This window comes from Flavobacterium sp. ST-158 (assembly GCF_058309975.1).
Window position 1 is genome coordinate 908,702 of sequence record NZ_JBZEEN010000001.1, and the last position, 16,453, is coordinate 925,154.

The following is a 16,453-nucleotide window of genomic DNA, read 5'->3' on the forward strand; positions in this document are numbered from 1 at the left end:
ATCTCACGAATTTCTATTAAAATTAGTGGAGTAGTAATGACAAAGATTAAAAAAGAAATAATTTGTGAATTTGTGGCAAAAAACAATTTAAATACGAATAAATGTTAAAAATAGCCATTTTAGGTCTTGGAGAAGGACGCAGTACCATGTCAGCCGCAATAGAAAGCAGTAAAGTAGAACTGGTAAAAGTGTGTGACAGAAATGAAGAATTGTGCAAGCAACGTGCAAAGGAATTTGATTTACCGCATTACACGACGAATTATGATGATTTGTTGCAGGATGAGGCTATTGATATCATTGCTATTTATACTCCGGATCATTTGCATGCCGAACATGTAAAACAGGCTTTATTGCATGGCAAACACGTAGTTTGTACCAAACCATTTATTGATGATTTGGCTGCAGCCAAAGAATTAATTGCATTGAGCGAACAAACGGGAAAGAAAGTATTCGTAGGTCAAAGTTCGCGTTTCTTTGAACCTGCTAAAAGACAAAGAAAAGATTTTGAAGCAGGAGTTATTGGCGATTTAATTACCATTGAATCCCATTATCACGCAGACCACCGCTGGTTTTTAAAGAAAGAATGGTCGTTGTTACAATCTTTCAAATGGTTGTATGGTGGATTGAGTCATCCTGTTGATTTCATTCGTTGGTATTTACCCAATATCGAAGAAGTAATGGGCTACGGAATGATCAGCAGCAACGGAAAAACTGCCGGGTTGAAAAACGAAGATACGATGCATTTTATTTTCAAAGCAACGGATGGTAGAATTGCCAGAGTTAGTGGAGTGTATACTTCGCCAACACAGCCAACCAAAAGAGACAGCGGAATGTCAGTTATTTTAAGAGGAACCGAAGGAGCAAGTCAGGCGGATTATCATGAATTACGTTATTCGGTTACTGATAAAGAAGGCGAAGAAAAAATCATTCACTGGGGTGATGCTACTATAAAATACTATTTCCGTTTTGAGGGACAAAGTCATCATGGAGGTGAATACCAAAATTATTTAGAATATTTTGCCGATAGTATTGAGCAAGGTTTCACCGCTTATCCGGATATGAAAGAAGGAATTGGAACCGTGGCTTTGTTACAGGCAATGGACAGAACATTACAAACTGGAATGCCAGTAAAAATTGCTGATGTATTAGCAGCATATGATATTCAATTATAAAACCCAATTTGTATGAGTAAAATCAGTAGTTTTTTAGAACCCATAGATTATGCCGTAGTTATTGGATATCTTCTGGTGTTGATTGCATTTGGCTATTATATTTCTTTTGTAAAGAATAAAAAATCAGAGGATGAGAGTATTTTTCTGGCAGGAAACACCTTAGGTTGGGGAAGTATCGGTTTGAATATGTGGGGAACTAATGTAGGCCCTTCGATGCTGATTGCTTCGGCGAGCGTGGGTTTTACCACCGGTATTGTTGCAGGTAATTTTGCCTGGTATGCCTTTATTTTTATTCTGCTTTTAGCGGTGGTTTTTTCACCAAGATATTTAGGAGCTAAAGTACTGACATTGCCCGAATTTATGGGAAAACGCTTTGGCGATTCAACCCGAAACATTTTGGCTTGGTACACCTTGATTACGATTTTGATTTCATGGTTGTCTTTAACCTTATTTGCAGGTGGGGTTTTGGTGAAACAATTGTTGGATATGCCCATGTATCTTTCGGTGATATTGATGGTGGTGCTTTCTGGTTTTTTTGCGGCAGCGGGAGGATTAAAAGCGATTGCTTATACGAATGTTTTCCAAATGTTATTGTTGATAGCCGTTTCGCTTTTATTGGTAGTAATGGGGATTAATAAAGCAGGAGGATTAGAACATATTTATCACAGTACTCCAGGTTCATATTGGAATTTATTATTACCGGCAGACGATAAAAACTATCCTTGGGTTGCCATTTTATTAGGATATCCTATTATGGGAGTCTGGTTCTGGTGTACCGATCAATCTATGGTACAATCTATTTTAGGAGCCAAAAATTTAAAACAGGGACAATTAGGAGCCAACTTTATCGGTTGGTTGAAAATTCTGGATGTGCCTTTGTTTATTTTGCCTGGAATTGTATGCTTTGTTTTGTTTCCACATTTAAAAAATCCGGACGAAGCTTATATGACGATGGTTACCCAATTGTTTCCGGCGGGCTTACGTGGATTGATTATTGTGGTGTTGATTGCAGCATTAATTAGTACTATTGGTTCGGCATTGAATTCTTTGAGTACCGTTTTCACGATGGATGTTTATGTGAAAAATCACAAACCAAATGCGATTAACAAAGAAATTGTTAAAATAGGAAGACTAGTAACTTTATTTGGTTCATTATTGGCCATTTTAATCACTTTAGCGATAGATAGCATTAAAGGATTGAACCTTTTTGATATTTTCCAATCGGTTCTAGGATTTATTGCTCCGCCAATGTCGGTGGTATTTTTGTTTGGAGTACTTTGGAATAAAACTACCACAAGAGCAGCTAATTTGGTATTGACTTTAGGAACATTTATCAGTTTAGGAACAGGGGTTTTGTACTTATGGGTTTTTCCAAATCAAGTGTATGAGTGGCCTCATTTCTTATTATTGTCATTTTACATTTTTGTAGGACTTTCTGTGTTGGCTTATATTATTACCATTACCGATAAAGCAGGGCAAAAAGACCATCAAACCTTATTACGAATCAATCCTGCGGCTAAACCCGACAAACAGGTTAAGATATTATGGGTGCTGTTAACTTTGGTTATGGTAGCGCTTTATATTATTTTTAATGGACATTAAAATCAAATAAATATGAAAAACACTGCTTCCTTGAGAAAAAATGTGTGGCTTATTGCTTTTGCAATCGTACTTTTATTTCCTTCTTTCCCAAGTTTTGCACAGTCAAATGATAGCAAAGCAACGTGGATTTGGTATCCTGGTGATTTTGAAGTTTGGTTAAGTAACAAAATGCAGGTTAGACGTACCGAACGTGAAGCGGTATTTCCACCGCTTTGGCAATATTATAGTCCGTATGCCTTAGTCACTTTTCAAACAGAAGTAGACATCCCGGAAGCCGATGAGGTAAAAATCTTCACCGAAGGACCTTTTCAGTTACTTTTGGATGGTGTTCAGATTTATGGGCAACCAAAATCTTTAAAAATTCCTGCCGGGAAGCACAAAATTTCCTTTAAAGTTTACAATCAGGAAGTGTTGCCCGCTATTTATATTGCCGGTAAATATGTGAAATCAGACGCATCATGGAAGGTGACCAATGAAGATAAATTGTGGATTGATGAAAATGGAAAAGCGCAACAATCCGGTACGCCATGGGTGCCTGTTGGTTTCTGGAATTTTGATTCGCCGGAGCATAAACCTTCAGAGTTTAAACTAACAACGACGCCTTGGAATGCCAAAAAAACAGAAAAAATTGGAACTGGTGAGTTGGTCGATTTTGGAAAAGAAACTTTTGGTTACATTAAAATTCACGGGTTAAAAGGAAAAGGTAAACTAGCCTTGTATTATGGTGAATCTCGTGAGGAAGCGCTGGATACGGCCAAATGCGAAACCTTAGACCATTTGTATTTTGATGGGAAACAGTCTGCAACCTACACGCATGACGGGTCCAAAGCTTTCCGCTATGTTCGGGTACAAGCAGATCCAACAGTAAAATACGATTCGATTTCAATGTTGTATGAATATTTGCCATTAGACTATCGTGGGGCATTCAAATCATCGGATGAACAATTGAATAAAATTTGGGATGTGTCGGCTTACACGATGCATTTAACATCTCGTGAATTTTTTATAGACGGAATCAAGCGTGACCGCTGGGTTTGGTCCGGCGATGCTTATCAGAGTTATTTGATGAATTATTATTTATTCTTTGATTCGGCTTCTGTAGAAAGAACACTTTTAGCACTTCGAGGAAAAGAACCTGTAACGGCTCATATTAATATCATCATGGATTATTCGCTGTATTGGTTTGTGGGGGTTTACGATTACTATTTGCACACGGGCGATACAAAATTTATCAAAACCTTTTATCCGCGAATGAAATCATTGATGGATTTCTGTCTGGAAAGAAGAAACAAAAACGGATTCCTGGAACCTTTAGAAGGAGATTGGGTTTTTATTGACTGGGCTGACGGATTACCAAAAACAGGTGAGGTTAGTTTTGAGCAAATGCTTCTAGCCAGAAGTTTAGAAGCCATGGCAGTTAGTGCTGAAATTGCAGATAAAAAAGAGGACCAAAAAGAGTATAAAAAATTAGCAGATGATTTAAAAACTAAATTGTTTGATGTGTTTTGGGACAAAAAAGAAAATGTCATGAAGCACCAACGTATCGATGGTAAAATGCAGGATATTGTGACCAGATACGCCAATATGTTTGGGATTTTCTTTAATTATTTTAATGAAGAACAAAAACAAAGTATCAAAAATAAGGTATTGTTGAATGATGATGTGCTACAAATCACCACACCATACATGCGTTTTTACGAATTAGAAGCCTTGTGCGCTATGGGCGAACAGGATTATGTACTGAAAGAAATGAAAGACTATTGGGGTGGTATGTTAAAAGAAGGCGCTACTTCATTTTGGGAAGAATACAACCCAAACAAAAAAGGAACCGAACATTTAGCGATGTACGGGCGTCCTTATGGAAAAAGTCTTTGCCATGCCTGGGGTTCCAGCCCGATTTATTTGTTAGGAAAATATTATTTGGGTGTAAAACCAACCGCTCCGGGTTATGCAGAATATGAAATCAAACCTAATTTAGGTGGATTGCAGTGGATGGAAGGAAAAGTACCAACACCTAAAGGCGAAGTTTCATTATACATCAGCAAATCTGAAATCAAAGTGAAAGCCGCTGAAGGCGAAGGGAAGTTAATTATTGAAAGTAAAAGCAAGCCAAAAACCAATTCAGGAACGGTTGTTGCGTTAGGAAAAAACAAATATCAATTAACGGTAAAACCTAATGTGAATTACCAAATTAGTTATAAAGCAATTTAGTCATTGCGAGGAACGAAGCAATCACACTAATAATTACACAAAGTCTTTAAAAATCTATGAATCTATGTGGTTAAAAAAAATAAAATATACTTTTTTAATAGTGTCTATAATGTGCTTTACTTTCGTAAACGCTCAAAACATTGCATGGCAATCCGCTTCTTTTGAAGTGGTGAAGTCTAACTACAAGACATTCAAAACAACTCAATATGCGCATGTTTTTTCAAATAGTAAAAACAATATTGTGCGATTAGCACCTGAATTAGAAGGATTAACAGGTGTTGAAATTCCGTTAGAATTATACAAAAACGGAACAAAGTCGCCTTTGCGTCTTAAGTTAAAAGAAAAATCGGTGGTGTTGGTAGGGATTTTTCAGGAAAAAAATGAGCAATTTTTGCAGTTAGATAATTCCCCTTACAAAGCGACTTTATTGTTGCAAAATGGCGTAACTATCACAGGATTGCCAGCTGTTAATGTTTATGCGCTTTCGTATGAAAAAGGAACTCACACTATTTTACCCAACGCCAAAGGACTTTTTGCAGTTTTAGGTGTGGTCAAAATGAAGCAGGCTTTAGTAGCACGAAAAGCCGAATTTCCAGATGGGAAACTGTGGAATCCGACATTTATCGTGGAAGGATTTTCAGATGAAAAACCATTATTCGAAATTATCGGTGGCGAAAATAAACCGGTTATCGACGAAGGTTTTCCTGGTACAGAAGGTATTCAAGGTGGTTTTGAAGGCGGTCGTGTGGTAAAAGTGGGCGACACCTATCATATGTTTCCAACGGAAAGAGCCGGAGAAAAAGGAGTGGAAATGTACTATGATCGTGTAAAGACCAAAATTGGGCACTGGACGAGTAAAGATGCCATTCATTGGAAACGCGAATCGACTATTTTACAGGCCAGCGGAACTTATGCAGTTACCGAAGATGATAATCCTATGAACGATCGTCGTGCGGCAATTTGGTCGTATATGCCGGTTTTTAGTGAAAAAGCAAATAAATGGTACGGCTATTATTTGGCTTATACCGTTCATAAAGAAATAGAACCCAATCACTCTTTTGGTCGCATTTGGCGTTGCGAATCAACGGTAGCAGGTATTGACGGAATTGCAGGTCCTTACAAAGATATCGGAATCATTATGGAACCTGGATTGGATTCACAACCTTGGGAAGGGCGTCAGGGCGTAGCTTCTTTTTTTCCTTATCCAGTAGGCGATAAATACTTTGGATTTTACAGTGGTGCTTATCCTTTTGCCTCTTGGGCCGACTACCCTAAAAAATCCGGAAAAGGCTGGTTTGTAGCTTTAGCAGAATCCAATAGTTTAGAAGGTCCTTGGACAAGATTAAATAAAGGTTTGGAACCTATAAAATCCATTCACCCCATGTTTGTCGAGAATCCAATTGTGAGTCAGCTACCAAATGGTTTATACATCGCTGTTTTTGATGGAGGTCCGGACGGTTGGGGACATCATTTACCAAATATGATGGGCTATACGCTTTCTAAAGACGGAGTAAATTGGTCGGAAGCTCATTATTGGCCAATAGAAACTAAGGTTGATAAATGGTGGGATATCATGCGTACTCCTTTGTGTTTGATTCCCGAAGGAAATGATGTGTATACCATCGTGTACAATGCTATCGATTTGAAAAAACGTTTCCATCCAACAGGAATGGTGAAATTAAAATTGAATCGTGAGGTGATGGAGCAGCGATTGAAGGAATTGAAATAAGAATAGAGAGAAAAGAATAAAGATAAGAGACAAAAGAATTGTCCATAAAGAGCAGGAAATGAAGAACTCAATACAATATTTGTTTATTGCAATAGCAACAATTTTGTTAGCCAGTTGTGCCACACATTACAAGAAGCGTGAAATCACTGATGCCGTAATGAATGAGATTTACAACGAAATCAAAACGCCTTATAAATACGGTTTGGTAATGGTGCCAACAGACAACTCTTATAAAATGGATTGTCCTTCTGTATTTCGTAAAGACGGAAAATGGTTCATGACCTATTTGATTTATGACGGAAGAGGTTATGAAACCTGGCTTGCTGAAAGTGACGATTTGCTAAATTGGAAACACCTTGGAAAAGTAATGTCTTTTTCTAAGGATGAAACGCATTGGGATGTGAATCAAAAAGCAGGATATATTGCCTTGCAGGATTACACTTGGGGCGGTTCGTATGAATGGAATAAATACGATGACAAATACTGGATGAGTTATTTTGGCGGAAATACTAAAGGTTACGAAGCAGGAGTTTTGTCAATCGGAATGGCCTATACTAAAGAATCTCCAACAAAACCCCACGAATTTGAACGTTTGCCCGATCCGGTGCTTACTCCAAAAGACAAAGATGTGCGTTGGTGGGACAATAGCACCATGTATAAAAATAGTGTGATTCGTGACAAAGAGAAGTTGACAGGACACAATTTCATTATGTATTACAATGCCCGTGGCGATAGTTTGAATCCTGCTAAAGGAGCTGAGCGTATTGCAATGGCAGTGTCTAACGATATGAAACATTGGGAACGTTACGGCGATAAACCTTTAATCAATCATCATAGAGGAATCTCAGGAGATGCTTATATTCAGCGCATTAATGATACTTGGGTGATGTTTTATTTTGGCGCTTTTTGGACGGGTTGGGATCAGGGTGCATTTAACCGCTTTTCTGTATCAAACGATTTAATTCATTGGAAAGATTGGGAAGGCGACAATTTAGTGGAGTCCTCAGAACCTTATGATAATCTATTTGCACACAAATCTTTTGTGGTAAAACACGATGGTGTGGTTTATCATTTTTATTGTGCTGTAAACAAAGCAGAACAACGAGGGATAGCCGTAGCAACGTCTAAGGATTTAGGGAAAAGCGAATTGAATTTTGTTGCTCCGCCAGAGAAAAAGAAGAAATAAGCATAAATAGCAAGTTTTGGAGCAGAATGATTGGGGATTTATCCGAAACAACAGTCCCGCTATTCGTTTCAATCTTTTCTTTTTTATAAAAAAAGAAAAGGATTTCCACTGCTATCGGGGCTAAAGATGAAGCTTTTGATTGCTTTTTGGCATTTAAAAATTAATTAATTTAAAAGAATAGAATCTGCAAAATCTGCAGAATCTGCCTGAAATAAACCAATAGAGTATTCTAACATGAATAAATTTAAAATACTAGTTTTTACTTTATTAACTTCTTGCCTAATACAGGCACAACTGGTTACGGGTGAACCTGCCGGAATTCCAAGAATTCCGCAGAAATATTCCTTTAATCCCTGGGAAAACCCAATGATTACCAGCATCAACAGAGAACCGGCAAGAGCAACTTCATACTCTTATGCCACGGTTGCTGATGCATTAGAAGGAAATCGCGCTAAAAGCAGAATAAAAATGCTCAATGGCGACTGGGATTTTAAATTTGCCAAAAACTTACAGGACGCACCTCAGGATTTTTATAAAAACGAAGTAAAAGGCTGGGACAAAATCGAAGTACCATCCAACTGGGAAATGAAAGGTTACGGAATGGCGATTTATAAAAGTGCCGTGTATTCTTTCCGACCGGTAAATCCACCTTTCGTGCCTCAGGACGATAACCCTGTAGGTTCGTACCAACGTAAATTTACCGTTCCTGAAAATTGGAACGGAATGACCGTTAGTCTTCATTTTGGGGGCGTTAGTTCGGCATTTCAGGTTTGGGTAAACGGCGATTTTGTAGGTTATGGACAGGATAGTTTTAATTCGTCTGAATTCAATATTACCCCTTATCTTCATAAAGGAGAAAATACCTTATCGGTTCGTGTCATGCGCTACAGCGATGGTTCGTATTTAGAAGACCAGGATCATTGGCGTTTGAGCGGAATTCAACGTGAAGTGTATATCATGGCAGAGCCTAAATTGCGCATTGCCGATTTCTTTTACCAAACTAAATTAGACAAAAACTATGAAGACGCCGTTTTTCAATTGCGTCCGCGTTTGGATAATTTTACAGGAGATACCATCAAAAATCAAACTTTTGAAGTACAATTGTATGATGCTCAAAATAAACCTTTGTTTGAAAAAGCTTTAGTGCGAAAGGCATCTGAAATCATTGAAGAAGTATCGCCACGATTGGACAAAGTGCGTTTTGGTTTTTTTCAGGAAACCATCAAAAACCCATTAAAATGGAGCGCCGAAAAACCGAATCTGTACACTTTAGTAATGACTTTAAAAAATCCTGATGGAAGTATTAGCGAGGTGAAAAGTTGCAAATTAGGATTCCGTTCTATCGAATTTTCGAAAGAAAATGGTAAAATGCTCATCAACGGAAAAGAAACCTATGTCTATGGCGTCAATCATCATGGGCATCATCCTGTTCGGGGTGAAGCAGTGAATCACCAGGATTTAGAAGAGGATGTAAAACTGATGAAGAAATTCAACTTCAATTTTGTGCGTACTTCTCACTTTCCCGATGATCCTTATTTTTATGAATTATGCGATAAATACGGTCTGATGGTCATGGACGAAGCCAATTTGGAAACCCATGGTTTGGGAGGTCATTTGAGCAATGATCAACTGTGGACCAGTGCTTATTTGGAGCGTATGACCCGAATGGTGCATCGTGACAAAAACCATCCGAGTATTGTGATGTGGAGTTTGGGTAATGAATCGGGTAAAGGACCCAATCATGCGGCAATGGCAGCCTGGACACATGATTATGATATTACACGTCCGGTACATTATGAGCCAGCTCAGGGAAATCCACGTTTGGATGGCTATATCGATCCATTGGATCCGCGTTATCCTAAAACCGTTGATCATTCCCATCGCTATGAAAATCCGCAAGACGAACCTTATGTAGATATGGTAAGCCGTTTTTATCCAGGAGTTTTTACACCTAAGTTTTTGGTAGATCAAAAGAAAGACACCCGTCCGATTTTGTTTGTTGAATATGCGCACTCGATGGGGAATTCTACAGGGAATTTAAAAGAATTATGGGATGAATTCCGTTCGACTCCAAGAGTTATTGGTGGTTGTATTTGGGATTTAAAAGATCAGGGTTTGCTTAGAAAAGATCCAAAAACGGGTCAGGAATATTTTGGCTACGGAGGTGATTTTGGAGAGAAAAAACACGATGGAAATTTCAATATCAACGGAATGGTATCTTCTGACGGAAGACCAAAAGCAGCTATGTATGAAAACAAATGGATTTATCAGCCTGCGACTTCTAGTTTAAATACTGATAAACTGACCATTCACAACCGACAAACGGTCCAAAATTTAAGTGATTTTATTCCTGTTTTGAAAGTTTTAGAGAATGGAAATGTGATTAAGGAAGTAGTTTTAAAACCATTGAATATTCCTGCCGGAACTGATTTTATTTTAGATGTGAAAAAATACCTTCCTAAAATGAAATCGGATTCAGAATACTTTTTGAATATCGAATTTCAACTATCGAAAGACGAATTTTGGGTAGCTAAAGGTTATGCGGTGGCTACAGACCAATTTTTGTTGCAAAAGAAAGCCAAAGTTACTTTGGCGGAAGCCAAACAAAAAAGCAATTTACAAGAAACGAAAGAAGCCTACACCATCAACGGAACTGATTTTAGCATTAGCATTAATAGAGCAAATGGAGCTTTGAGTTCGTATGTGTACAAAGGCAAAGAGCAGTTAAAATCCGCATTAATGCCAAATTTTACCCGTGCTTTAACGGATAACGATCGTAAAGGCTGGAAACCTCAAAAAGTTTTGAAACAATGGTTTTTGGCTAAGCCAATGTTGAAAAATATAAAAATGGAGCAATCAGCTGGTGAAATAAAAATTAGCAGTGATTACGAAATCATTAAAGACAGTGCTGCGGTAAAAGTAGTGTACAATATAAGTCCCAACGGAATAATAAAAGTGGATTACCAACTCAAAGCGTCTTCTAAATTGCCGAACATTCCTAGAATTGGAATGCAAATGGGAATCAATCAGGATTTCGACCAAATTTCATGGTACGGGAAAGGGGAATTAGAAAATTACAGCGATCGTAGTTTTGGTTTCACGGTTGGAAAATATTCGCTGCCAATTGACAAATTCATTGAACCTTATGTAATGCCACAAGAAAATGCTAATCGTACCGAAGTACGTTGGATGGCTTTTACTACTTCAACAAAAAACTCCGGTTTAGTGGTGGTGAAAGACAATACCAATTTGAGCATGAGTGCCTGGCCTTACACACAACAAAATTTGGATGATGCCAAACATACTTTTGACCTCGTGAATCCAGGTTTCCTGACGGTAAATATCGATTTAAAACAAATGGGTGTGGGCGGAAATGATAGTTGGTCACCAGTAGCAGCACCTATGGAAAAATATCAAATTCCTTCGGGCGATTATCAATATAGTTTTTATATCCTTCCTTTTGCGGAAGCAAAAAACGGATTGGAAAATAGTTTAAAGAAATTTAAGTATTAATGAGGTCATTGCGAGGAACGAAGCAATCACATAGAGAGAGTAACTAAGTGAGATTCCTCCTTCGTCGGAATGACAAAGTAAACGGATAAAAACAAAAATAATGCTCAACAAAAAATACTTCTTTCTTATATTACTCTTTGCGGGAATGCTTTCTGCACAGGAACTTCATAAAAAAGAAAATGCACTTTTTCAGCCTACAATCGAATCTTCCAGACCTTGGGTGTATTGGTATTGGATGAAATCGGCCTATTCTAAAGTGGGTATAACTGCCGATTTAGAAGCCATGAAACAAGTGGGAATTGAAGGTGCTTATTTAATGACCATTAAAGGACCGGCTGAGCCACCTTTAATTTCGCCTCCGGTTTTGCAATTGAGTCCTGAATTTTGGGATATGGTGAAATGGGCTTTTATTGAAGCGGATCGATTGGGGGTAAAACTAGCTTTTCATGCCGCAGATGGTTTTGCCGTTGCCGGTGGACCTTGGATTACACCTGAAATGTCGATGCAAAAGGTGGTTTGGTCCACGACTGAATTCACTGGAGGTAAAAAAGTTGCTGTAAAATTGCCAGTTCCGGAACATTACAAAGATTTTTATAAGGACATTGCTACTTATGCGATTCCAATACAAGAATTTGAACAAAGTTCGAAAAATATCCTTCCTAAGGTGAGTACTTCCAATGGGGAAGAAGCTTCTTTTTTAGCAGATCCATCAAAAGACGGGAATTTGAAAATCAGCAACAAAGGCTGGATTTTATATGAATTTGAAAGCCCGTTTTTATGCCGAAATATCAATATTCAAACCAAGGGATTGGATTTTCAGGCACAACGGTTGATTGTTGAAACCAGTAATGATGGAGTGAATTTTACTTTTCATCAACGCTTACAACCACCGCGTCAGGGTTGGCAAAATACCGATTACGGGACAACAAGCAGTTTAAAGGCAGTTTCGGCCAAATATTTCCGATTTGTTTTTGATCCGGCTGGGACAGAACCGGGTGCCGAGGATTTGGATTTTGCCAAATGGAATCAGGCGAATTTAAAAGTGAGCAAAATCACCCTTTCCAATCAATTTGTAATTGATAATTACGAAGGAAAATCGGGAGCAGTATGGCGATTAGCGCCAGCGACTACAGAAGCATTGATTCCAAATTCCGATGCGTTTCCTAAATCAGACCTTATCAACGTTTCCCAATTTGTGGATGCCAATGGTAATTTAAGTTGGAAAGCACCAAAAGGGAAATGGAAAATCATCCGCATGGGACATACGTCAACAGGGCATGAAAATGCAACTGGTGGAGCAGGAAAAGGTTTGGAAGTGGATAAATTCAATCCGAAATTGATTCGTTTTCAACTCGACCATTGGTTTGGAGAAGCCGTGCGTACCGCTGGCTCGGAATTGACCTCGAAAGTATTGGAAATTTTACATTTGGATAGTTGGGAATGTGGAAGCCAGAATTGGTCCGCCGTTTTTCAGGGGGAATTCAAAAAAAGAAGAGGTTATGATATTGTAGATTATTTGCCGGTTATGGCGGGAATTCCTATCGAAAGTGCTGCTACTACCGAAAAAGTATTGTATGATGTTCGAAAAACCATAGCCGAATTGGTAGCCGATAATTTCTTTGGAACGGTTGCAGCAATTGCAAAAGAAAATAAGGTCAAATTCAGCTCAGAAAATGTAGCACCAACGATGATGAGTGATGGTCTGTTGCATTTTAAATATGTAGATTATCCGAGTGGGGAGTTTTGGTTAAAAAGCCCTACGCACGATAAACCTTTTGATATGTTAGATGCCATTTCGGGCGGACATATTTATGGAAAAGATATCATTCAGGCCGAAGCTTTTACCGCTTTACGAATGGATTGGGATGAGCATCCGGGAAATTTGAAAGTGATTGCTGACCGTAATTATGCATTGGGAATCAACCGTTTTTTCTATCATGTTTTTGTGCATAATCCTTGGTTAGACAGAAAACCGGGAATGACTTTGGACGATATTGGTTCGTTTTTCCAAAGAGACCAAACCTGGTGGAAACCCGGAAAAGCATTTTTTGATTATTGTCAAAGGGTGCAATTCCAATTACAAAAGGGGAAACCAGTAGTGGATTTAGCAGTTTTTATTGGTGAAGATTTGCCTTCCCGTTCCTTGGTTCCGGATCGATTGTTTCCTTTTGTTCCCAATGTTTTTGGACAGCAAAGAGTGGCAAGTGAAAAAAATCGTTTGGAAAATGAAGGTCAGCCGACAACCAAAATGCCAAAAGAGGTCACGTTTTCAAAAAATAATACCGATTTATCCCAATGGGTAAATCCGATGAATGGTTATCAATATGATTCTTTTAATGCTGATGTTTTATTGAACAGAGCCAAAGTTGAAAATGGAAAAGTAAGTTTTGGTGGCGGAATTGAATATGGTGCTTTATTATTTCCGGGAAGCAGAAGAATGGCTCCGAATAATATTATTTCATTGGCGGTAGCTGAAAAAATGCTGCAATTAGTTAAGGACGGAGCCACTTTGTTTATTGACGAAAAACCTATTGACGCACCAAGTTTTCAAACTGCCGACGAAGCTAAAAAATGGGAGAATGTTTTAGATGAATTATGGTCTAATAATAAAAACAGAACTTCCGGATCAAGACAATTAGGGAAAGGAACAGTAATCCAACTTCCGTTTTTAGGTACTGATTTTTCTAAAATTGGAATTAATGCCGATTTGTTATTTGAGGATGCAACAACTAATGACCGAGGCTCTATAGCCTGGACACACAGAAGAGCAGCCGATGAAGAAATTTATTTTATTTCTAATCAGTTGGAAGAAAAACGATCTGTTGTTTTTTCTTTTCGCGAAAGCGGTAAAATTCCGCAATTGTACAATCCTGTGACGGATGAAACCACTGCTTTGAAACAATGGGAAGTTAAGAATGGAAGAACCATTATTCCATTGGAATTGGATAAAAACGAATCTTGTTTCGTGATTTTTAAAGAAAAAACTGCAGTTTCGAAATCTGAAAATGGTTCGAATATATTTCATTATGAAACGGTTAAAACTTTAAATGAAAACTGGAATTTACAATTTGATCCCAATTTTAAAGGGCTGGAAAAAGCCTTGAAAATCAATTCGCTTTTTGATTGGAGTACATCGGAAAATGAAAGTATTAAATATTATTCGGGAACGGCGGTTTATACGAAGGAGTTTGTATGGAATCAAAATACAAAAGAAGCTGTTTATTTAAATTTAGGTTCGATAGCTAATTTGGCTGAAGTGAGCGTAAACGGAATAGATTGCGGAACGATTTGGACTTTTCCATACCGAACCAATATTTCGAAAGCACTGAAAAAAGGAAAAAACACCCTTGTTATTAAGGTGACCAATACCTGGGCAAATCGATTGATTGGTGATCAGAAATTACCGGAAAAAGACCGATTGACCTGGACAACGGCTCGCTACAGATTGGTAGAAAGTGAAAATTTATTAAAAGCAGGATTGCTTGGGCCAGTAACATTAGAAAGTAAAAAATAGAGGATAAATTGCCACGAATTCACGAATTTTATTAAATAAAATTTTTACAATAATTCGTGAATTCGTGGCAAAAAAAATAAAAAGAAATGAGAAATATTAGAAATTCAATTATCGCAATTTTATGTTTGATTGGAAGCTTCCAAATAAATGCAGCTATTAAATTACCGGCTTTGTTTTCGGATAATATGATGTTGCAACAAAAAAGCAAAGCGCCAATTTGGGGTTGGGCAGAAAAAAATCAAAGCCTAAAAATCAAAACTTCCTGGGATGCTAAAACTTACGAAGTCAAAGCCGATAAGGAAGGAAAATGGAAAATCGCCTTGCAAACTCCAGCTGCCGGTGGACCCTATGAAATTTCAGTTTCAGATGGTAAGACTTCTCAAACGATTCAAAATATTTTGATAGGTGAGGTGTGGTTGTGTTCCGGCCAATCCAACATGGAAATGCCTTTGAAAGGATTTCCGGGTCAGCCTGTTTATAAAGGAAACGAGACCATTGTGCATTCAAAAAATAATCAAATTCGTTTTATCAACATTCCACGTGCTACTGTTTTGACACCAAATGAAGATTTTGTTGGGAAATGGAATGCAGCAGGGCCACAAACTACAGGCGATTTCAGTGCAACTGCCTGGTATTTTGGTTCGTTGTTGCAGGAAGTATTAGATGTGCCGGTGGGATTAATTCACGTTTCTTACGGTGGATCAAGCATGGAAGCCTGGATGAATCAGGAAATGCTGAAAGATTTTAGCAGTGCCAAAATTCCAACCAAAAAAGAAGATTTGGCCAAAGATCCTAATCGTGTAGCAACGACTTTATTCAATGGAATGTTGTCGCCGGTTATTGGTTATGGAATCAAGGGATGTATCTGGTATCAGGGTGAATCCAATTATGAAAGAGCATCGGAATATACTGCTTTGATGAAGAAAATGGTAAGCAGTTGGAGAGAACTTTGGGGACAAGGAGAATTTCCGTTTTATTATTGTCAGATTGCACCGTTTAATTATGCGCAATTTCATCCGAATGATTATGTAGAAAAATACAATTCGGCTTTTTTGCGTGAAGCACAATTAAAAGCTTCAAAAGAAATTCCGAATTCAGGAATGGCAGTTTTGATGGATATTGGCGAAGAAAATAACATTCATCCTATTCATAAAGAAGCAGGAGGAAGCAGATTGGGGTATTTGGCTTTGACCAAAACCTATGGTTTAAGTGGTTTTGAGTTTGAAAGTCCTGAATATAAAGCAATGGAAATCAAAGAAGGTTCGGTAATAGTTGCTTTTGATAACGCTCCTAACGGAATTACAGCAAATGGGAAAGAAGTTACTGGTTTTGAAATAGCTGGTGAAGATAAAGTGTTTTATCCAGCAAAAGCAGAAGTACGAAGAAAGTCGGTGGTGTTAAAATCGGATAAAGTGACCAATCCGGTTGCTGTGCGTTATTTGTTTAAAGATGTTGCTGAGGCACAAATTTTTAGCACAGGTGGATTGCCTGTTTCGTCGTTTAGAACGGATAATTGGTAAATATTT

At 38.0% G+C, this 16,453-nt stretch carries 8 protein-coding genes; all 8 read left to right on the top strand.

Annotated features, from left to right (window positions below; all coding sequences use genetic code 11):
- Positions 1-101 precede the first annotated feature (101 nt).
- The 8 genes from AC4FRF_RS03920 (at position 102) to AC4FRF_RS03955 (ending at position 16,447) form a co-directional block, all read left to right on the top strand.
- Positions 102-1,172: a Gfo/Idh/MocA family protein gene (locus tag AC4FRF_RS03920; protein WP_491158152.1), complete on the top strand. Its 1,071-nt coding sequence runs from the start codon at positions 102-104 to the stop codon at positions 1,170-1,172.
- 12 nt (positions 1,173-1,184) lie between these two features.
- Positions 1,185-2,774: a sodium:solute symporter family transporter gene (locus tag AC4FRF_RS03925; protein WP_491158153.1), complete on the top strand. Its 1,590-nt coding sequence runs from the start codon at positions 1,185-1,187 to the stop codon at positions 2,772-2,774.
- A 12-nt stretch (positions 2,775-2,786) separates the two neighbouring features.
- Positions 2,787-4,985: an alpha-L-rhamnosidase-related protein gene (locus AC4FRF_RS03930; protein ID WP_491158154.1), complete on the top strand. Its 2,199-nt coding sequence runs from the start codon at positions 2,787-2,789 to the stop codon at positions 4,983-4,985.
- Between the two features lie 109 nt (positions 4,986-5,094).
- Positions 5,095-6,714 (top strand): hypothetical protein, encoded by a 1,620-nt coding sequence (locus tag AC4FRF_RS03935; RefSeq protein WP_491158155.1) that lies wholly within the window; start codon positions 5,095-5,097, stop codon positions 6,712-6,714.
- Between the two features lie 58 nt (positions 6,715-6,772).
- Entirely contained in the window at positions 6,773-7,900 is a 1,128-nt protein-coding gene (locus AC4FRF_RS03940; protein ID WP_491158156.1) for a glycoside hydrolase family protein, read from the top strand.
- 234 nt (positions 7,901-8,134) lie between these two features.
- Complete coding sequence (locus tag AC4FRF_RS03945) at positions 8,135-11,413, top strand: glycoside hydrolase family 2 TIM barrel-domain containing protein (RefSeq protein ID WP_491158157.1); 3,279 nt, start codon at positions 8,135-8,137, stop codon at positions 11,411-11,413.
- Between the two features lie 100 nt (positions 11,414-11,513).
- The gene (locus tag AC4FRF_RS03950; protein WP_491158158.1) at positions 11,514-14,927 is read left to right on the top strand and encodes a glycosyl hydrolase; all 3,414 of its coding nucleotides are present in this window, start codon (positions 11,514-11,516) and stop codon (positions 14,925-14,927) included.
- An 86-nt stretch (positions 14,928-15,013) separates the two neighbouring features.
- The gene (locus AC4FRF_RS03955) at positions 15,014-16,447 is read left to right on the top strand and encodes a sialate O-acetylesterase (RefSeq protein WP_491158159.1); all 1,434 of its coding nucleotides are present in this window, start codon (positions 15,014-15,016) and stop codon (positions 16,445-16,447) included.
- The last annotated feature ends 6 nt before the right edge of the window (positions 16,448-16,453 follow it).